The organism is Defluviimonas sp. SAOS-178_SWC (genome assembly GCF_039830135.1).
GTDB lineage: Bacteria > Pseudomonadota > Alphaproteobacteria > Rhodobacterales > Rhodobacteraceae > Albidovulum.
Genome location: NZ_CP156081.1, coordinates 2,501,039 through 2,518,805, shown reverse-complemented (window position 1 = coordinate 2,518,805; position 17,767 = coordinate 2,501,039). Strand labels below are relative to the sequence as shown.

Sequence of the window (17,767 nt, the reverse complement as noted above, 5' to 3'; positions counted from 1 at the left end):
TGAGGAAAATATGCTGGAAATCAAGAACCTGCAGGTCAAACTTGAAGACGAGGACAAGCAGATCCTCAAAGGGGTCGACCTGACCGTCGAGCCGGGGCGCGTCCACGCGATCATGGGGCCGAACGGGTCGGGGAAATCGACGCTGTCCTACGTGCTCTCGGGCCGCGACGGCTACACCGTCACTGGCGGATCGGCCGCGCTTGACGGCCACGACCTTCTCGACATGGAGCCGGAAGAGCGGGCGGCGGCTGGGCTGTTCCTCGCCTTCCAGTACCCGGTGGAGATCCCCGGCGTCGGCAACATGACGTTCCTGCGCACCGCCCTCAACGCGCAGCGGAAGGCGCGCGGGCTCGAGGAGGTGAGCGCGGGCGAGTTCCTGAAACTGGTGCGCGACAAGGCCAAGACGCTGAAGATCGACGCCGAGATGCTGAAGCGCCCGGTCAATGTCGGGTTCTCGGGAGGCGAGAAGAAGCGCAACGAGATCCTCCAGATGGCGGTGCTGGAACCGTCCATGTGCATCCTCGACGAGACCGATTCCGGCCTCGACGTCGACGCGATGCGGCTCGTGGCGGACGGGGTCAACGCGCTGCGCGACGCAGGGCGCGGTTTCCTGGTCATCACCCATTACCAGCGCCTGCTCGACCATATCAAACCGGACGTCGTCCATATCATGGCGGACGGCCGCATCGTGAAGACCGGCGGGCCGGAGCTTGCGCTCGAGGTCGAGCAGAACGGCTATGCCGACATTCTGGCGGAGACGGCATGATGGCGGCGCCGATGCGAAAGGACGACGGCCGGCTGGCGGCGACTGAAACGCGGATCGCCGCGCTGGACCTGCCCAAGGGTGGATTCTCCGCCGCCGCGCGGGCGGACGCGCTCAAGCGGCTCAAGGCGACGGGGCTGCCGGGGCGGCGCGACGAGTACTGGAAATACACCAATCCGGCGGACTTCGTCGCGGTCGAAGCGCCGGAGGCTGCGCTCTTCGTCGCGGACGAGGCCCCGTTCTTCGGGGCCGTCGACCGGCTGACGCTGGTCTTCGAGGACGGTGTCTTCAACGCCGAGGCGTCGGACGACCCTGCGCTCGCCGGGGTGGAGATTACCCGGCTGGCCGAGACGGCGCGGACCGATATCCATTGGGCGAAAGAGCTTTACGGCGTGCTTGAGGCGCGGGGCCAGACCCCGGTCGCGCGGCCCTTCGCGACGCTGAACACGGCGGCCGCGACGGATGGCCTCCTGATCCGGGTCTCGGGGAAGGCCGCAAGGCCGGTGCACCTCGTTTACCGCCACGGCTCGCCGACTTCCGACGCGATCCTGCATCACTGTGTGAAGGTCGAACCGGGCGGGGAACTGACGCTTCTGGAAAGCGGCCCGGCGGCGGCGCGGTTCAACAAGGTTCTGGAGGTCGATGTCGCCGAGGGCGGCCGCTTCCACCATGTCCGCGCGCAGGGACGCGATCACGAGCGCCGGGCAATCACCCATATTTTCGCCCGTATCGCCGAAGGCGCGCTCTTCAAGTCCTTCACGCTCACCGTGAACGGTCAGATGACGCGGAACGAATGCGTGCTGGAGATCGTCGGCGACGACGCGGTCGCCCATGTCGCGGGTGCGGCGCTCGGCGACGGGGCCTCGGGCCGGTTCCTGCACGACGACACCGTCTTCATCACCCATGACGCGGTGGGCTGCGAAAGCCGCCAGGTCTTCAAGAAGGTGCTGAAGAACGGCGCGACCGGGGTGTTCCAGGGCAAGATCCTGGTGAAGCCCGGCGCCCAGAAGACCGACGGCTACCAGATCAGCCAGTCGCTGCTTCTGGACGAGGACAGCCAGTTCCTCGCCAAGCCGGAACTGGAGATCTACGCCGACGACGTCCAGTGCTCGCACGGGTCCACGACCGGCGCCATCGACGAGACGGCGCTTTTCTACCTGCGCTCGCGCGGCGTGCCGAAGGAGGAGGCGACGGCGCTGCTCATCCTCTCGTTTCTCGCCGACGCGATCGCCGAGATCGAGGATGAGCGGCTGGTGGACGACATCGTCTCGCGGCTCGAAGCCTGGCTCGCGCGCAGGAAGGGCTGAATGGCGATAACCGACGATATCGTCGCAACCTATCGGGGGCCGGGCGCGGTGATGCGCCGGCTTCTGGCGGGCGAGCGGCACGAGGTGCGCGCGCTGGCTTACCTTTTGGCGGCGCTGATCGTCGCCTATATCGCGCTTTGGCCCGCACTGTCGCGCGCCGACGTTCTGGCCGGCCCAGACGGGCCGGTGCCGATGGCCCAGCGGATGATTGCGGCCTTTCTGGGTGTCCTTGCGCTCCTGCCGGTATTTTACATGATTGCGGCGTTGAGCAGGCTCGCCGCAGGATTTCTGGGCGGCCGGGGCAGTTTCTTCTCGGCCCGCATCGTCCTTTTCTGGGCGCTCCTCGCGACAACGCCAATGGTGCTGTTGAGAGGCCTCGTCGCGGGTTTCATGGGGCCGGGGCCACAATTGTCCATCGTCAGTGTCGCAACATTCGCCGTCTTCCTGTGGTTCTGGTTCACCGGCCTGCGCGCCGCCGAATTCGGGGGGGCGGCATGAGCGGCTGGCGCGACCTTCTTGTCGATCTGGCCCGCGAGACATTGCGCAGCCCGCGCAAGGCGGCTGGGCGTCTGGTCGCGCTCGACCCGCCGATGGAGGCGCGCTGGCTCGCGCTTCTCTTCGTCGCGGTGTTCGCGGTCTTCGAGACCCGGCTCGCGCTTTTTCTGATGCCGATCGGGGCGGAGAGCGGGGTCTTCGCGATCCTCGGCAATCCCTGGCTTGGCGTTCCGGCCCAGATCGCCTCGCTGGTGTTGATCGCGGCCGCGATGGCCTGGATCGGCGGATTGTTCGGCGGAGGCGGCCGTTTCGCGGACGCGCTGTTGCTGGTGGTCTGGCTCGAATTCCTGCTGACCGTCGCCCAGGCGGTTCAGATGGTGGCGATGCTGGTGCTGCCGCCGCTCGGGGCGCTTCTGGCGATCGGGGTTCTGGCGGGCTTCCTATGGCTGATGGTGCAGTTCACCGCGGCGCTCCACGGGTTTCAGAACCTGTTCAAGGTGTTCCTCGGCATGGTGGCGGGCTTCGTCGTCATCGTCACGACCCTCGCGATGCTCTTCGGGGCGCTGGGGATCGTCACGCAGGTCTAGAAAGGCAAAGCATGTACGACGTCGAAAAGATCCGCGCTGATTTCCCGATTCTGGCGCGCGAGGTGAACGGCAAGCCGCTGGTCTATCTCGACAACGGCGCGTCGGCACAGAAGCCGCGCGTGGTGATCGACGCGATGACGCATATGTACGAGAACGAATATGCGAACGTGCACCGCGGGTTGCACTATCTCTCCAATGTCGCGACCGACAGGTACGAGGCGGTGCGCGGCATCGTCGCGCGGTTCCTGTCCGTGCCGGACCCGGAGGAGATCGTCTTCACCACCGGCACCACCGAGGGCATCAACCTTGTCTCCTACGCCTGGGCGGCCCCGCGGATGGAAGCCGGCGACGAGATCGTGCTGAGCGTCCTTGAACATCATGCCAATATCGTGCCCTGGCATTTTCTGCGCGAGCGTCAGGGCGTGGTGCTGAAATGGGTGGAGCCCGCCGCCGACGGCTCGCTCGATCCGCAAAAGGTGATCGACGCGATCGGACCGAAGACCAGGCTCGTCGCCGTCACCCAGATGTCGAATGTCACCGGCACGCTGGTCGACGTCGCGGCGATCTGCCGGGGCGCGAAGGAAAAGGGCGTGCCGGTTCTCGTCGACGGCAGCCAGGGCGCGGTGCACCGGCCCGTATCTGTTCCCGAGATCGGCTGCGATTTCTACGCGATCACCGGGCACAAGCTGTACGGGCCGAGCGGCTCCGGCGCGATCTGGATCGCGAAGGAACGGATGGCCGAGATGCGCCCCTTCCTCGGCGGCGGCGACATGATCCGAGAGGTCGGCCGAGACACGGTGACCTACAATGATCCGCCGATGAAGTTCGAGGCGGGCACACCCGGCATCGTCCAGCAGATCGGCATGGGTGTGGCGCTGGAATACCTCATGTCGCTCGGCATGGAGAACGTCGCGGCGCATGAGGCCGAGTTGCGGGATTACGCGATGGAGCGGTTCAAGGGCCTGAACTGGCTGAACCTGCAAGGCACGGCGCCGGGGAAGGGGGCGATCTTTTCCTTCACCCTCGAGGGTCCGGCTCATGCCCACGACATCTCGACCGTTCTCGACAAGAAGGGCGTGGCCGTCCGCGCCGGCACCCATTGCGCGATGCCGCTTCTCGATCATCTCGGCGTGACCGCGACCTGCCGGGCGTCGTTCGGCCTCTACAACACCCGCGCCGAGGTCGACAAACTGGTCGAGGCGCTGGAACTTTGCCACGAACTCTTTGCCTGAGCGAAAGCGCCGAAAGCCCGTTGCGAAGCCCGCGACCGGCCGTTATAGAGCGATGGCGCTGCACCCGTAGCTCAGCTGGATAGAGCGCTGCCCTCCGAAGGCAGAGGTCACAGGTTCGAATCCTGTCGGGTGCGCCACCATCATCTGAAATTATCTATATAATTCAGACGCTTGATGGCTATCTTGTGTTGCTGGGGGTGACACAAGGGGTTACACATGGCCGTAGTGTTACGCGAACCCGGAGCCTACACACTGAAGGCAAAGTACCTCCAACGCAGGGACAACACTTGGTACTTCCGGCGTAGAGTTCCCTCAGATGTCCAGCGCCACTATCCGGACAAACCCAATCAGATATTCGTTTCGCTGAAGACATCTGACCCACGGAAGGCTGCCACGCTGGCCCATCAGTTGGCCCTTGAACAGAATACATTCTGGAAGTCATGCCGTTCGGGGCAGGACGTTGTTGGCAAGGACCTCCAACTGGCGGCAATGCAAACCTTGAAGTCATTCGGCCTCGCTCCGGGTCAGCACAGAGAGTTCGAGAGGCTAGGGCTTGAGCCTGACCAATTCTTAGATGAGCTACGCTACCTGTCGCAGGATGAAGAAGGCCGTATCGTTTCGGATGCTTTGCCGCCACAATATGCGCTGGCAGTTAAGCTTTACTACGGCGAAACCCTACCGCCCACTTTGACCGACGCAAGAGACAAGCACTTCGCGTTGGGGCTGGGGCCGAAGGGCGGTAAATCTCGACCGCAGTTCGATAACGCATTCGATCTCTTTCTGAGCATTGCAGGTGACTTGCCGATAAACCAATACCGCCGCGAGCACGCAAACGAGTTCGTAGCAACCTTGGTGGATCGTGGGGTCAAGTACACAACGATAAAACGCTATGTGGCCCAACTCAGCCCGATCTTCACGACAGCAATCCGAGAGTTCGAGATACAGCGTCAGAATATATTCTCCGGCGTCGTAATCCCGAACAAGGATGAACCCGTCGAAAAACGTCTACCTTTTTCTCTCGCTGAGATTAGGAGCATTCAAGTTCGCTGTCGTGATGTTGACGACCAACGACGCTGGGCAACATCGCTGGTTTCGGATAGGGGCCTTTGCGGCTGACCTGATCTACCACAGCATGAATGTCGATTCTGGTGGTTTCATGTATCGGTCACAGGACAAGGTGGCGCTGGGCGATACCCGAGAGAACCGCTTCAGTTAGTCGCGGGGAACGCCGCGAGTTTCAGCCTGTTCCAGCTTGTCGCTCAGGACCAACTCCAGCCCCACGTTCGCGGGGTCGGTCGCGGATTGCCGGGCTGTCAGGACAGCGTCGCGCCATTCCTCTGCGGTCGCCAGAGAGAAAGCCTCGTCGTCGGATAGTGCCGCTTCCAGTCTGCGCACGTCACCAAGAAGCTGATCGCGGAGCTTTCGGACGCTCGGAAGGTGGCGAGTATTCAGCCCCCGCGCAATGGTTTCGCGTATCGGTTTGCCGTCCCAAGGGTTCGGGAAGCCAACGAGATGGGCGGGGGGAACGAAGCGAAACACCCAGCTTGTGCCGGGGCCTCGGGGCTGCTTCAGGTAACGCATGTCCTCGCCGTCTGCCTTTCTGTTGTCCATTGTGGACAACGTGCTGCTGGACAACGTGCGAGATTTCTTCATTAGATCAATGCGTTAGGGGGAGTGGCGGAGAGACAGCCCGCCTTGACGCTTTCTCTGAGGTGCCCCTAGATTTGTAGACGCATTGCCCCCTAACTTTGAGGCGAGGAGGCCGACATGGGGACAAGCAACTACAGCGACGAGTTCAAGCGGGATGCGGTGCACCAGATCACGGTGCGCGGGTATCCGGTGCGGGAGGTGTCGCAGCGTTTGGGCGTCAGCACGCATTCTCTTTACAAGTGGCTGAAGTTGTTCGCGGAGCCGGTTCCAAAGCCCGGCGTGGATCATGAAGCCGAGAACCGGCGGCTGAAGCGCGAGCTGGCCAGGGTGACCGAGGAGCGCGACATTCTAAAAAAGGCAACGGCGTACTTCGCGCGAGAGTCCCAATGAAGTACGCGTTCATCCGGGCGCATCGCGAGGAATTCGGCGTCCGGGCCATGTGCCGAGTGCTTCGGGTCCATTTCTCCGGCTTCTACGCATGGTTTAAGGAACCATTAAGCCACCGTGCGCAAGAGGATGCACGTCAGACCGAGCTGATCCGGCAGGCCTGGACTGAAAGCGGCAAGGTCTATGGCTACCGCAAGCTGACCGACGATCTGCGCGACCAGGGCGAACGCATCTCGGAGAACCGGGTTGCCCGGCTGGCGTCGCTGGCCGGGATCGCCGCACAGGTGGGCTACAAGCGCCGTCCCGGCCGATATGGCGGCAAGACCGCCGTGGTTGCCGAGAATAGATTGGAGCAGCGGTTCGAGGCATCCGCTCCCGATCAGGTCTGGGTGACCGACATCACCTACATCAAGACCCACGAAGGCTGGATGTTTCTGTGTGTCGTTATCGACTTGTTCTCGCGGCGTGTTGTTGGCTGGTCCGCCCAGTCCCGAATGACCACGGACTTGGCCCTGCAGGCCCTGCTGATGGCCGTCTGGCGACGCAAGCCGACGGACCGGGTCACGGTGCATTCAGACCAAGGCTCTCAGTTCACCAGCCGGGAGTGGCAGATGTTCCTACATCAGCACAATCTGGAACCGAGCATGAGCCGGCGCGGAAACTGTCATGACAATGCCGTCGCAGAAAGCTTCTTCCAGCTGTTGAAGCGCGAACGCATCCGCCGTCGGACCTATCCGACCCGCGATGCCGCCAGACAGGACGTGTTCGAATACATCGAGCTATTCTACAACCCGAAGCGCAAGCACACGAAAAACGGCATGCTGTCGCCCGTTGACTTCGAAATCAGACAGCTCAATCTGAACAAGGCAGGTGTCTAGGAAACTAGGGGCACCTCAGGCTGGCTTGGAGGCTCAGAGAGAGTCTCTGAGAGCCGTTGGCTGTGAGCGCATCTGGGAGGAGCAAGTGAGCTCAGTGGGCGTCAGGGATGCTCTCGGCGAGGCCCTGAGCTTCTCCCGAGAAGGGGATACGCTGGTGGTTACGAAGCTCGACCGGTTGGCTCGATCAGTCAGGCATCTGGGAGAGCTGGTTGAGGCGCTGGAGAGCCGGCAGGTCGGGCTTAGGGTCTTGGACCTGGGGCTCGACACAGGGACAGCCACTGGGAAGCTCATACTGAACGTGTTGGGCTCAGTGGCTCAGTTCGAGCGGGAGATGATGCTTGAACGGCAGCGAGAAGGGATCGCCAAGGCGAAGGCGGAAGGGAAGTACAAGGGTAGGAAGCCAACGGCTCGGATCATGCGTCAGGAAATCGAAAGGCTTGTGGGCGAACACTTGGCAAAGCGAGTGGTGGCTGAGCGTCTCGGAATCTCCGAACGATCCGTCTACCGGACCCTGCGGTCGGAGGTATAGGAAGATGTTTCAAGCATTCGCAAGCTCGGTCTGGGCACACAACTTGTTTTTCGTTCTTGTGCTGTTCGCAGTCCTCATCATTCTTGGCAAGGCAAGCGAGCGTTGGCTCGGGAAGCTGGAAGATCGTTGGGAATGGCATGAACGCAAGATGTCCGAAATCGAACTGTCGCTGCTTACAGAGGCGGACTTCAGGGAGGCACTCGACGAGTACACCAAAATGGTCTTAGGAAAAATCGAAGCTTTAACGGACCGTTTGGAAATGCTCGAAGAGGGGCTTGACGGAACCAGCGAACGATGAAGGCGCCGGGGGGGGCGGGGCATTAAGCCTCGCTCCTCCTCTGCCATCCACTGGGACGGCGGAAAGCGGTCATTCGCTGCGTAGTATATGAATGACCGAAGTGCGTAGCATGCGTCGATTGCCGAGTTGCACCGCTGAACCTAACCTAACGAAAGTTGTGAGGCCTTACTGAACATTACGGATATCAAGGCCACCTTCGTGCGACCTGACCACCTCAGAGGCTCATGACTTCCGTCCAAATCTCTCTGACTGGACGGTCGCATACAAGCGTGGGCATGTGACCCTCTAAGACGCAATCATATGATGAAAACTCGTTTCAAGTTGCTCCTGAAGTTGTTATCGTCGCGACGAAATTTGGAGGCGGCACTGCATGTACCTTAAGAAAATTGCCATACGAAATTTCCGGCGTCTGAAAGACGTCTCGATTGACTTCGAAGAAAATGAAACCGTCTTTGTAGGCCCGAACAATAGCGGCAAGACATCCGCAACCGCTGCGATCAGGAGCTTTCTTAGCAACCGGGACTTCAAGATTCACGATTTCTCGCTCTGCTCCCTGACGGCGATCAATACATACGACCCTGCTGCTCCGAGCACCCACCCATGTATCCAGCTTGATCTTTGGTTTCACATTGACCCTGACGCCATCGAGTTTGGAACAGTTTTTGCGCTCGCAACTGACCTCTCGGGCGACTTTACCGAAATTGGTATTCGATGCTCCTTGGAAGTCGAGGATGCCGTGGAGCTCTGGACCAAGTATGATCAAGCATTCCCCGTCAAAGAAGATGGGCAACGGAAGAAGGCACTGGTGGATTTCCTCGCCCTAGAAGGAAATCTTAAGGCGCACTTCAAGACCCGATACTACTCCCTTGAGAATAGCGGTGCGGACGTTGTCCCGACGCCCCTTGACCCTATTGAGGGGAAAAAGACGCTTCGATCAATGCTTCGTGTCGATTTCGTCGATGCGCAGCGGAACATCGACGACGAGAATGCCACCCGTAGCAACAAGCTCTCGGAGGCATTTGCAGCGTACTACCAGAGGAACCTGGAACAAGCCGAAGCCGCCGAAGAAGCAGTCGCGGTGATTGAACAGAACAACCAGAACCTCACGAAACACTATCGTCAACACTTTCAGCCTTTGATGGACATCATCGCAGACTTGGGACTGCCCTCGCACAATGATCGGGCGATGAAAATTGTTTCGACGCTCAGCTCCGAGATCGCGTTACGAGGTAGCTCTGAGCTCTTCTATGTAGACGCCACATCCAGCCATGAGTTGCCTGAGGCGTATAATGGCCTTGGTTTCAAGAACCTGGTCTTCATGGCCATTCAAATCGACAACTTCTACAAGCAGTGGCTTGCAACCGACGAAAATCGGCCGCTGTGCCAGATGATCTTTGTCGAAGAGCCCGAAGTTCATCTGCATGCGCAAGTACAGCAAACCTTCATCAAGCAAATGTGGAAGGTACTCACCCAAGGCGCGGGCGCCGATGAACCGCGCCCACAACTCACTGTAACAACTCATTCGTCCCATGTACTGGATGCAGTGGATTTCTCAAAAATTCGCTACTTCCGCCGCGTTGACTTGGATGACGAAGGCACCGGGAACACTTACCCAGGATCGATCGTCACAAGTCTAAAGGAGTTCCAACCCGACGCAATCAACGTTGGCGATCTTGAGGTCAGTGTGGATGAGGCGCTGGCATTTCTGAAAAAGTATCTTCGGTTGACACATTGTGACCTGTTCTTCGCCGACGCCGCGATTTTGGTCGAGGGAGCAGTTGAGAAATTACTATTGCCAAAGATGATCGATCTGGCAGCGGGCGGATTGAACGCGAAGTATCTCACCATTCTGGAAGTTGGCGGTGCATACAGTATGCGCTTTTCTAAATTGATGGAGTTTCTGGGTATTCCTTATTTGGTCATCACCGATATCGACTCGGTCGACCCAGCCAATAATCGAAAAGGATGTAAGGCAACCGATGTGGGCGCCGTCACATCGAACGCTTCAATAAAGTATTTCTTCACTGGTAGCGATCTTGTCTCCGATTTGACGGCCAAGGCCGACGCAGATCATATCCAAGCCGACAATATGCGCTTCGTCTCTTACCAGAAAAAGGTTGAAATCGAGTATGGAGGTGCTGCTCACAGTTTCCATGGCAGGACGTTTGAGGAGGCCTTTGTCTATGAAAATCATGAACTATTCTCTAGTGGCGCGTTGTCGATTGGAAAAGAGATACCTGAGGGTGCCGCAGAGTTTCATGATGTTGTCTGGACGCGAATAAAGAGTGACACGTTCAAGAAAACCGAGTTTGCTATGGATGTTCTAGCGCGCGATCCGGACGTTGAAGGGGCTGCGCCCTGGAAGGTTCCGCAATACATAGCAGTTGGGTTGCGCTGGCTAGAAGGCCGTGTGGGCGACCAGCCGGTTGAGGTAGAGCAGAATGCCTGACCTCCAGCCAACCGAAGCAGATGTCGAAATTGCCAATTGCATCGCTGAAAAAACATCGTTCACGGTCATAGCGGGTGCTGGGTCAGGCAAGACCACGTCATTGATCGAGGCCTTAAAAAAAATTCGTGAGACCCAAGGGCGTCAACTGCGAGAGCGTGGCCAGAAAGTGGTTTGTATCACCTATACTAATCGAGCCGTGCGGGTGATTTCATCACGTTTGAGGTTTGATGCGCTTTACGCTGTAACGACACTCCATGGGTTCCTTTGGGGCGAGGTTTCCAGGTTTCAAGCTCCCCTAAGAGAGGCATTGGTCGAGCACGTTGTTCCCGCCCATATAGAGAAGGCTCAACAAGACGACAATGGTGGGAACTCGAAAAGGGCGATTGCCGCACGAAAGAAAGTTGAACGTTTGCGTGCCGAGCTTGCAGAGCTCGTCGAAAATAGTCCACCTGTAAAATATGAAGAAACGACGGTAAGCGATTACTCGAAATGCGTACTCAACCACGACGACATCATAGATGTCGCCTCGCACTTAATTGCAACGAAGCCGATGCTTCAAAAAGGTCTTGGGTTTAAGTACCCCTATATTTTCGTAGACGAAGCGCAGGACACCTTTCCGCAGGTCATGGCCGCGCTGAACTCTGTTTGCGCTAGGGAAGGCCTCCCGATCATCGGGTATTTTGGTGATCCCATGCAGCAAATCTATGACAAGCGCGCGGGAGATTTTGCCGGACCAGAAGGTTCAGTGACTATCGCAAAGCACGAAAATTTCCGCTGTTCGGTTTCAGTTATCAATCTTCTCAATAAGTTTAGGGACGATGTTGAGCAATTCCCAGCCGGAAAGAACGCGGATGTCTTGGGTAGCGTTAAAATCATTATTGCTCAGGCCCCCGATCCTGAGGGGCCCAGAAAAACATACACGCCAGAGCAGCTTGATCATGTATCCAGCATTTTTCACCAAGCGTTAGAAAACTGGGAATGGAAAGACATCTCATCTGTGAAGAAGCTGTTCTTGGCGCGGCAAATGATTGCAAGGCGGCTGAACTTCTCGAAACTCCATCGACTTTTTACGGGTGTTTACTCATCGTCTCGATCGCAATCCGATTACGAAGATGGGACGCACTATCTTCTAAAACCCTTTGCCGAGGGAATTTATCCACTTGTGTCAGCGTTGGCCAAGGGTGACCCGAAGCGCGTTCTGGAAGTCTTGCGCCAAACAAGCCCTGCGTTTTCTCCAGCTGGCATAAATAGGGGAAAGTCTCTAAAGCAAATGCTCGGTCGCGCTGATGAGATTTCCCAGCATCTGGCTGAGTTGTGGGGCGGGGCGACGACCAAGGAGATTCTCAAATATTGTGAGGACAGCACCTTGTTGCAGGTTTCGGATCGCCTTTCTTCGCAGCTAGGACGTGATGCGCGTGAAGATTTTGATGCTGACAACGAGGACCACCAGCGAGACAAAGGAGACTGGCTGGCTGATGACTTTTTCAAAATGGATTGCAGCGAAATTGGCCCTTACGTCGCTTTTCTCCATGAAAATTCTCCCTTTAGTACTCAGCATGGCTCTAAGGGCGAAGAATACCCAAACGTATTGGTGATGATCGACGACATCGAAGCATCTTGGAATACCTATAGCTTCGGGAAGACGCTGACTCCAGTAACCGCTGGCGATCCGACTGAGCGCCAAGCTGAACTAACCCGCAAACTAGCCTACGTCTGTTTTTCTCGCGCGGAGGTGAACTTGCGTATCCTTTTCTTCTCTCTAAATCCAGAAAATGCGGGGCGGGAGTTGATTGATCGAGGCTTATTCAAAGAAGAACAGATTTCGTACATTTAAGAACTGGTGGGGAAACCGGGGTTCTTTCTTTGCTCCGGGATTTTGGGCGAATCGTAGCAAGTGTTCCACGATTCCGGCAAAGCTGTGAAGTTTGGCTTTCTCACCCCTTAGTGCGTGGAAAAAGCTGGACCACGGAGCCTGTTGTGTCTGCATGGTCCTTGGGACCGGCCATACGCTGCACGGGGGGCGAATGACGGCTCTGGGCCGGGACGCAATTGGGCGGGATCACTTCGTTTGGGACTTCCGAACCATGAGACTGAGTATGTCTCCAGCTTCGTTCCGCCAAGTCTTGCCGACAGGGTCGAACTCGAAGGACGGTAGCAAACCTTCTCTCATGATGGGATTGCTTGTGGTCGCAAAAACACCGTTTCCAGACGCAAGGCGCAGCACTTCAGCAACTAATGCTTTCGCTATGCCTTGGCGAGAGTGTTTGGGTGAAACTGAAACATAGCCGAGTTCATACGGATATTCGCTTTCCGGTAGCGAATAGCGCGCCTTTGTGGCTCCTTGAAGGCCAGTTCGGTATCTGACCTGTGGTACTTTCAAGGCAGCAACACCAACTGTTTGGCCATCAACTTCTGCGAAGGTGATTTGGGCTCCCGGCCGGATCACGCCCATCCGGACATAGTTTTCATCGACGGCGCCGCCTGACCCAACCAACTTGACGAAGGTATCCACCTCCACGTTTGTGGCTTCAGTACCAACGACGGTTCTGTACGTGATCATGCTAGCTCACATCGAATTTGAAGTAGGAACGCTACTTAGACCGCATGACCGTTTTGGGGAAGCTGCATTGCAGCTTCGCTTCCTTAAATGAGCGGCGGCTCTGGGCCGTCTCATCCCAACCGCACGATCCTGTTCACCCCCGCCCCAGAGCAGATTGTTCGACAGCTGTTACCGCCTCGCAGCGGACATGTCGGCCAACTCTGCCAAGTCTAGGTCGAATCTCACTTGGGTCCGGCAATGCATGCTAGCAGAAAACGTGTGTGGAAAACGTGTGTGGAGCGCCCGAAACGGGAAGCCCCAAATTGTTGATTCTAATGGATTTTTATACACAGAAGGAAGGTGGCGGAGAGACAGGGATTCGAACCCTGGGTGGGCTCACACCCACAACGGTTTTCGAGACCGCCCCGTTCGACCGCTCCGGCACCTCTCCGCATCGGGGGTCGTCGTGGGGGCGGGATTTAGCTGGCCGGCGACGCCAGTGCAACCGTTATTTGTAGCCCGGGCGGCCGGGAACGGTGCGGCGTTCCGCGCATGGCAACTCTTTTCCGTGACGCGGCTTGGCAGGGCGCGGCCGGGCGATTACCTGTGGTGCGTCCCCGACGGAGGTTTGCCCAATGTTCAGCCGCCTGATCGCGCCGGTCGCCGCCCTTGCGGTCCTGATCGCGGCCCCGGCCCGCGCGGCCAGTGACGAGGTTGCGGCGCTCGAGGCGGCGTTGCAACTGCCCGACGTCTTCGCGGTGATGAGCCAGGAGGGGCATGTCTACGGTGCCCAGATGGAAACCGACATGTTTCCCGGTGCCGGGGGTGCTCTATGGGCCGCCGCCGTGGCGCAGATCTATTCAGTGGACCGCATCTTGCCGGCGTTTTCCGAGAGGTTCGAAGCCGAACTTTCCCGGCCCGGTGCCGATACCGCGGCGATGCTCGACTTCTTCGACTCGGACCTCGGGCGGAAGGTGACGACGCTGGAAATATCCGCACGCCGGGCGCTTCTCGACGAGGCCGTGGAGGATGCGAGCCGGCTGAAATACGACGAGATGCGGGCGGTGGGCGATCCGCAGGTCGCTCTGGTCGAGGAGTTCGTGTCGGTGAACGGTCTCATCGAGGCAAATGTCTCGGGCGCCATGAACGCGAATTATGCGTTCTATCAGGGTCTCGGCGATGCCGGTGCCCTCGGGCCGGAGATGACCGAGGACGATATCATCGGCGAGATCTGGTCGCAGGAAGACGTGATCCGCGACGAGACCGATATCTGGATCCATTCCTATCTGGCGATGGCCTATGCCCCGCTCTCGGACAGTGAGATGCGGGACTACATCGCGTTCTCCCGGACCGAGGCGGGAAAGGCCCTGAACGCGGCGCTCTTTTCCGGGTTCGACGCGGTTTTCGTCGACGTGTCGCGGCAGTTGGGGCAGCAGGCGGGCCGGATTCTGGCCGGGCGTGACCTCTGATCCCGAACGCCGCGCCATAAGGCTTTGTTCCCGGACGCGCTTTTCGCTAGCATCGCGGCGGGCAGGGCCGGATGGCGGAACGACAACGATATGGGCGGCAGCAACCGGGAGAGGGTCAGACGGCGCCGGGTGTTCTACATTCCCGGCTATGATCCCTTTCATCCCCGCCGCTACCGCGAGCTTTACCGCAAGGAGGCGGCATCCCAGGCCGCTCTCAGCGGCTACGAGATTGCGCTGAAACCGAAACAGGCGGGCAGTGGTGCGTATGGCTGGCATGTCTCGGCCAGTATCGATGGGCACGCGGCCGACGCCGACGTCGAGGTGCTGGTCTGGTCCGACATCGTGCGGGGCTCGATGAGCCACGGCATCGCCCAGACCTACTGGCAGCTTCTGCGCACGGCATGGGCCTATATCGGTTCCGGCGCGATTTTCCGGCTGATGCGGCTAAGGAAGGGACCGACCATCGCGGCCTTCTACCCGATCGCCGTCTTGCTCCTGCAACTCGCTCTGGCGGTGCTCGCCGGCTGGGGCCTTGCGCTGGGTCTCGGCTGGGCGCTGGCGGCCCTGGGCCTGCCGCCCGCGCTTGGCTGGGCCGGGGGGGCGGCACTTGTCTGGGCCGTTCTCTGGCGCTTTCGCAGGGCGGACGGACGGATTTACGCCTACTATCTGATGCACGATTTCGCGTTCACCGCGCAATCTGGCGGCGCCACGCCGCCGCCTCTCGGCGCGCGGATGGCGGAGTTTCGGGACCGCATCGCCGAGGCGCTCTTGCAGGACTGGGACGAGGTGCTCGTCGTCGGCCATTCCTCGGGCGCGCATCTCGCGGTCTCGGCGCTTGCGGACCTGATCCGGGCGGGCAGGGTGCCGGAACGCGGCCCCGCGCTCGGCTTCCTGTCGCTTGGCCATGTGGTGCCGATGGCCTCGTTCCTGCCGCGTGCGCAGACGCTTCGCGGCGACCTGGCCTATCTCTCGGCGCGCTCCGAACTCACCTGGGTCGACGTGACGGCGCCGGGCGACGGCTGCGCCTTCGCGCTCTGCGATCCCGTCGCGGTCAGCGGTGTCGCGCCGGAGGACAAGCGCTGGCCGCTGGTGATCTCGGCGGCCTTCACCCAGACGCTGAGCCCCGAGCGCTGGAAGGCGCTGCGCTGGCGGTTCTTCCGGCTGCATTTCCAGTATCTGTGCGCGTTCGACCGGCCGGGGGATTACGACTACTTCCGGATCACCGCCGGGCCGATGACGCTGGCGGCGCGGTACCGCGGCCGGGCGCCGTCGAAAAGCCGGATCGAACGCCCGGCGAGCCGTTTCAGGGATGTCGCATGATCCCGCCGAAACCCGCATCCCGGCCCGACAGGGTTTCGCTTTGGCGCTATCTGAAGCTCTTCCGGGCCGACATCCTGTCGGCGCAGCCGGCGCGGCTCTACCGGGCCTGGATGGCGGAATTCCGGACGCCTTTCTTCCGCTCATACCTTTGCAACGACCCGGCGCTGATCGACCTGGTCCTGAAAGAGCGCCCCGAAGATTTCCCGAAATCCGACCGGGTCCGCGAAGGACTCGCGCCGCTCCTTGGCCGCTCCGTCTTCGTCACCAACGGCACTGAATGGCGGCACCAGCGGCGGATCATCGATCCGGCTTTCGAGCGCGGACGGCTGCATGACACGTTCCCTGCCATGCGCGAGGCCGCAGTCGCGGCGCGCGATCGGCTTCGCGCGAGAGCCGGAGAGATCGTTGAGATCGAGGCCGAGGCAAGCCATGCAGCCGCGGATGTGATATTTAGGACACTCTTCTCGATCCCGATCGAGCATGAAATCGCGACGGATGTCTTCGCGCAGTTCCGTGCGCACCAGAAAGCCCAGCCTTTGTTGAACCTCGCGGCCTTTCTGCCCCTGCCGCGATTTTTTCCGCGCCTTCACCGGCGGCGGACGTTGGCGACGGCGCGGTCGATCAGGGCGCTGATCACGCGGCTGACCGAGGCGCGGATGGCGGCGATCCGGGGCGGGACGGCGCCGGACGATCTTGCCACCAAGATCATGACGACGCACGACCCCGAGACGGGTCGCCCCTTCGATACCGCCGAAATGGTCGATCAGGTCGCGATCTTCTTCCTGGCCGGCCATGAAACCTCCGCCTCAGCGCTGGCATGGACACTCTATCTACTCGCGGCGTTCCCCGAAGTTCAGGACCGGGTCGCGGAAGAAGTGGCGTCAATTCCGGATAATGTCGGGTTTTCAGATATTTCCCGCCTGTCCTTCACCCGCGATGTGTTCCGCGAGGCACTGCGGCTTTACCCGCCCGTGCCGATGATGGTGCGACAGAACCTCCGGCCCGAGACGTTGCGCGGACGAGACGTGGCACCGGCGGCGCAGATCGTGCTGTCGCCCTGGCACGTCCACCGGCACGAGCGGATCTGGGACCGGCCGGATGCGTTCGACCCGGATCGCTGGCAAAGCGAGGAGGGCCGGCGCGCGGCGCGCGCGGCGTACCTTCCGTTCTCCGCCGGGCCCCGGGTCTGCCCCGGGGCGGGGTTCGCGATGGTCGAGGGGCCGCTTTTGCTGGCGATCCTGATCCGCGACCTGCACTTCGCGACCGTGGCGGGGCACGATCCGGTGCCCGAGGCCCATCTGACGGTGCGGTCGCGGTCGGGAATCCGTCTCCTGGTCACGCCGCGTGACGCAACGTCACAATTGGTGAGCGGGTTGAAACAATCCTGAAACGCAACCTTGAATTGATCCTTGCCAAGAAAGTGGTGCATTTTCGGGTAGTCACCTCGGTGATTCGGTTTTTGTAATGCGTGATCGGCCAAATCCTGCTCATCTGGCCGGGGTCTACAGATAGGCTGAAATCTGCTCACTCCGCTGCGGTTCCTTTGGGGGGTACCATGACGATGAAATCACTTGCGGTGTCAGGTCCGGACTATGTCTCGTCCGTCGTGAGCGTACCGAGCTACCTGCGCATCGCCGTGCCGTCTTGGCGCTCGGTGGGGAATCAGCAGTTGCCCGAACCCGTCGTGGAGCAGCCGACCGTCTCGCGGGAGGAGCTTCAATCGCTCTTTCAGGGCGAGTTGAACGTCAGGTCGAAGAAGAAATCGAAGCTGACCGCGCGGGAAGAGCAGGAAAAGACCCTCGCGAAGCGCATCCGCCGCGCGCTTTACCCCTATCAGGGCAACGCCCTCAGCCACTGACGCGGC

General features: G+C 60.0%; 17 protein-coding genes and 2 tRNA genes. 16 read left to right on the top strand and 3 right to left on the bottom strand.

Going from position 1 to position 17,767, the window contains the following annotated elements; translation table 11 throughout:
• The first annotated feature begins 10 nt into the window (after positions 1-10).
• The 7 genes from sufC to V5734_RS13020 all read left to right on the top strand — a co-directional run bounded on the left by sufC (position 11) and on the right by V5734_RS13020 (position 5,500).
• On the top strand, positions 11-766 hold the full coding sequence (gene sufC / locus V5734_RS13050; RefSeq protein ID WP_347310077.1) for a Fe-S cluster assembly ATPase SufC: 756 nt from the start codon (positions 11-13) through the stop codon (positions 764-766).
• Positions 766-2,070: a SufB/SufD family protein gene (locus V5734_RS13045; RefSeq protein WP_347310076.1), complete on the top strand. Its 1,305-nt coding sequence runs from the start codon at positions 766-768 to the stop codon at positions 2,068-2,070. The genes sufC and V5734_RS13045 overlap by 1 nt, the downstream gene beginning before the upstream one ends.
• The gene (locus V5734_RS13040; RefSeq protein ID WP_347310075.1) at positions 2,071-2,568 is read left to right on the top strand and encodes a YIP1 family protein; all 498 of its coding nucleotides are present in this window, start codon (positions 2,071-2,073) and stop codon (positions 2,566-2,568) included.
• The gene (locus V5734_RS13035) at positions 2,565-3,152 is read left to right on the top strand and encodes a YIP1 family protein (RefSeq protein ID WP_347310074.1); all 588 of its coding nucleotides are present in this window, start codon (positions 2,565-2,567) and stop codon (positions 3,150-3,152) included. The genes V5734_RS13040 and V5734_RS13035 overlap by 4 nt, the downstream gene beginning before the upstream one ends.
• Before the next feature lie 11 nt (positions 3,153-3,163).
• Complete coding sequence (locus tag V5734_RS13030; RefSeq protein ID WP_347310073.1) at positions 3,164-4,384, top strand: cysteine desulfurase; 1,221 nt, start codon at positions 3,164-3,166, stop codon at positions 4,382-4,384.
• A gap of 60 nt (positions 4,385-4,444) precedes the next feature.
• Positions 4,445-4,521: transfer RNA gene (locus V5734_RS13025), tRNA-Arg, on the top strand.
• Positions 4,522-4,600: 79 nt separating this feature from the next.
• Positions 4,601-5,500, top strand: coding sequence for a DUF6538 domain-containing protein (locus V5734_RS13020; RefSeq protein WP_347310072.1), 900 nt, complete (start codon positions 4,601-4,603; stop codon positions 5,498-5,500).
• A gap of 96 nt (positions 5,501-5,596) precedes the next feature.
• Here V5734_RS13020 and V5734_RS13015 read toward each other — a convergent pair whose 3' ends face one another.
• On the bottom strand, positions 5,597-5,965 hold the full coding sequence (locus V5734_RS13015; RefSeq protein WP_347310071.1) for a hypothetical protein: 369 nt from the start codon (positions 5,963-5,965) through the stop codon (positions 5,597-5,599).
• Positions 5,966-6,151: 186 nt separating this feature from the next.
• Here V5734_RS13015 and V5734_RS13010 point away from each other — a divergent pair.
• The 5 genes from V5734_RS13010 to V5734_RS12990 all read left to right on the top strand — a co-directional run bounded on the left by V5734_RS13010 (position 6,152) and on the right by V5734_RS12990 (position 12,409).
• Positions 6,152-7,299 (top strand): IS3 family transposase gene (locus tag V5734_RS13010; RefSeq protein WP_347310070.1). Its coding sequence is split into 2 segments (ribosomal slippage): positions 6,152-6,395 and positions 6,395-7,299, totalling 1,149 coding nucleotides; the frame shifts between segments, so codons are not numbered across the junction.
• Positions 7,292-7,828 carry a recombinase family protein gene (locus V5734_RS13005; protein WP_347310069.1) on the top strand — a complete coding sequence of 179 codons (537 nt, stop codon included), beginning with the start codon at positions 7,292-7,294 and terminating at the stop codon, positions 7,826-7,828. Before V5734_RS13010 ends, V5734_RS13005 begins: the two co-directional genes overlap by 8 nt.
• Before the next feature lie 4 nt (positions 7,829-7,832).
• Positions 7,833-8,126: a hypothetical protein gene (locus V5734_RS13000; protein ID WP_347310068.1), complete on the top strand. Its 294-nt coding sequence runs from the start codon at positions 7,833-7,835 to the stop codon at positions 8,124-8,126.
• A 370-nt stretch (positions 8,127-8,496) separates the two neighbouring features.
• Complete coding sequence (locus V5734_RS12995) at positions 8,497-10,575, top strand: ATP-dependent nuclease (RefSeq protein WP_347310067.1); 2,079 nt, start codon at positions 8,497-8,499, stop codon at positions 10,573-10,575.
• Complete coding sequence (locus tag V5734_RS12990; protein ID WP_347310066.1) at positions 10,568-12,409, top strand: UvrD-helicase domain-containing protein; 1,842 nt, start codon at positions 10,568-10,570, stop codon at positions 12,407-12,409. The genes V5734_RS12995 and V5734_RS12990 overlap by 8 nt, the downstream gene beginning before the upstream one ends.
• A gap of 225 nt (positions 12,410-12,634) precedes the next feature.
• Here V5734_RS12990 and V5734_RS12985 read toward each other — a convergent pair whose 3' ends face one another.
• Together V5734_RS12985 and V5734_RS12980 are read right to left on the bottom strand one after the other, a co-directional pair.
• The gene (locus tag V5734_RS12985; protein ID WP_347310065.1) at positions 12,635-13,135 is read right to left on the bottom strand and encodes a GNAT family N-acetyltransferase; all 501 of its coding nucleotides are present in this window, start codon (positions 13,133-13,135) and stop codon (positions 12,635-12,637) included.
• A gap of 340 nt (positions 13,136-13,475) precedes the next feature.
• Positions 13,476-13,565: transfer RNA gene (locus tag V5734_RS12980), tRNA-Ser, on the bottom strand.
• Between the two features lie 184 nt (positions 13,566-13,749).
• On the opposite strand from V5734_RS12980, the gene V5734_RS12975 reads away from it, so the two are divergent.
• The 4 genes from V5734_RS12975 to V5734_RS12960 all read left to right on the top strand — a co-directional run bounded on the left by V5734_RS12975 (position 13,750) and on the right by V5734_RS12960 (position 17,761).
• Positions 13,750-14,583: a hypothetical protein gene (locus V5734_RS12975; RefSeq protein WP_347310064.1), complete on the top strand. Its 834-nt coding sequence runs from the start codon at positions 13,750-13,752 to the stop codon at positions 14,581-14,583.
• Between the two features lie 90 nt (positions 14,584-14,673).
• The gene (locus V5734_RS12970; RefSeq protein ID WP_347310063.1) at positions 14,674-15,903 is read left to right on the top strand and encodes a hypothetical protein; all 1,230 of its coding nucleotides are present in this window, start codon (positions 14,674-14,676) and stop codon (positions 15,901-15,903) included.
• Positions 15,900-17,291: a cytochrome P450 gene (locus tag V5734_RS12965; RefSeq protein WP_347310062.1), complete on the top strand. Its 1,392-nt coding sequence runs from the start codon at positions 15,900-15,902 to the stop codon at positions 17,289-17,291. Before V5734_RS12970 ends, V5734_RS12965 begins: the two co-directional genes overlap by 4 nt.
• Before the next feature lie 167 nt (positions 17,292-17,458).
• Positions 17,459-17,761, top strand: a complete 303-nt coding sequence (locus V5734_RS12960; RefSeq protein ID WP_347310061.1) for a hypothetical protein — start codon at positions 17,459-17,461, stop codon at positions 17,759-17,761.
• The last annotated feature ends 6 nt before the right edge of the window (positions 17,762-17,767 follow it).

What these genes read in the sequence shown, in the direction of transcription:
- V5734_RS13020 (WP_347310072.1), top strand. Translation starts at nt 4,601, where the DNA reads ATGGCCGTAGTGTTACGCGAACCCGGAGCCTACACACTGAAGGCAAAG.
- V5734_RS12985 (WP_347310065.1), bottom strand. Translation starts at nt 13,135, where the DNA reads ATGATCACGTACAGAACCGTCGTTGGTACTGAAGCCACAAACGTGGAG.
- V5734_RS13030 (WP_347310073.1), top strand. Translation starts at nt 3,164, where the DNA reads ATGTACGACGTCGAAAAGATCCGCGCTGATTTCCCGATTCTGGCGCGC.
- sufC (WP_347310077.1), top strand. Translation starts at nt 11, where the DNA reads ATGCTGGAAATCAAGAACCTGCAGGTCAAACTTGAAGACGAGGACAAG.
- V5734_RS12990 (WP_347310066.1), top strand. Translation starts at nt 10,568, where the DNA reads ATGCCTGACCTCCAGCCAACCGAAGCAGATGTCGAAATTGCCAATTGC.
- V5734_RS12965 (WP_347310062.1), top strand. Translation starts at nt 15,900, where the DNA reads ATGATCCCGCCGAAACCCGCATCCCGGCCCGACAGGGTTTCGCTTTGG.
- V5734_RS13000 (WP_347310068.1), top strand. Translation starts at nt 7,833, where the DNA reads ATGTTTCAAGCATTCGCAAGCTCGGTCTGGGCACACAACTTGTTTTTC.
- V5734_RS12975 (WP_347310064.1), top strand. Translation starts at nt 13,750, where the DNA reads ATGTTCAGCCGCCTGATCGCGCCGGTCGCCGCCCTTGCGGTCCTGATC.
- V5734_RS13040 (WP_347310075.1), top strand. Translation starts at nt 2,071, where the DNA reads ATGGCGATAACCGACGATATCGTCGCAACCTATCGGGGGCCGGGCGCG.
- V5734_RS13015 (WP_347310071.1), bottom strand. Translation starts at nt 5,965, where the DNA reads ATGCGTTACCTGAAGCAGCCCCGAGGCCCCGGCACAAGCTGGGTGTTT.
- V5734_RS12995 (WP_347310067.1), top strand. Translation starts at nt 8,497, where the DNA reads ATGTACCTTAAGAAAATTGCCATACGAAATTTCCGGCGTCTGAAAGAC.
- V5734_RS12970 (WP_347310063.1), top strand. Translation starts at nt 14,674, where the DNA reads ATGGGCGGCAGCAACCGGGAGAGGGTCAGACGGCGCCGGGTGTTCTAC.
- V5734_RS13035 (WP_347310074.1), top strand. Translation starts at nt 2,565, where the DNA reads ATGAGCGGCTGGCGCGACCTTCTTGTCGATCTGGCCCGCGAGACATTG.
- V5734_RS13045 (WP_347310076.1), top strand. Translation starts at nt 766, where the DNA reads ATGGCGGCGCCGATGCGAAAGGACGACGGCCGGCTGGCGGCGACTGAA.
- V5734_RS12960 (WP_347310061.1), top strand. Translation starts at nt 17,459, where the DNA reads ATGACGATGAAATCACTTGCGGTGTCAGGTCCGGACTATGTCTCGTCC.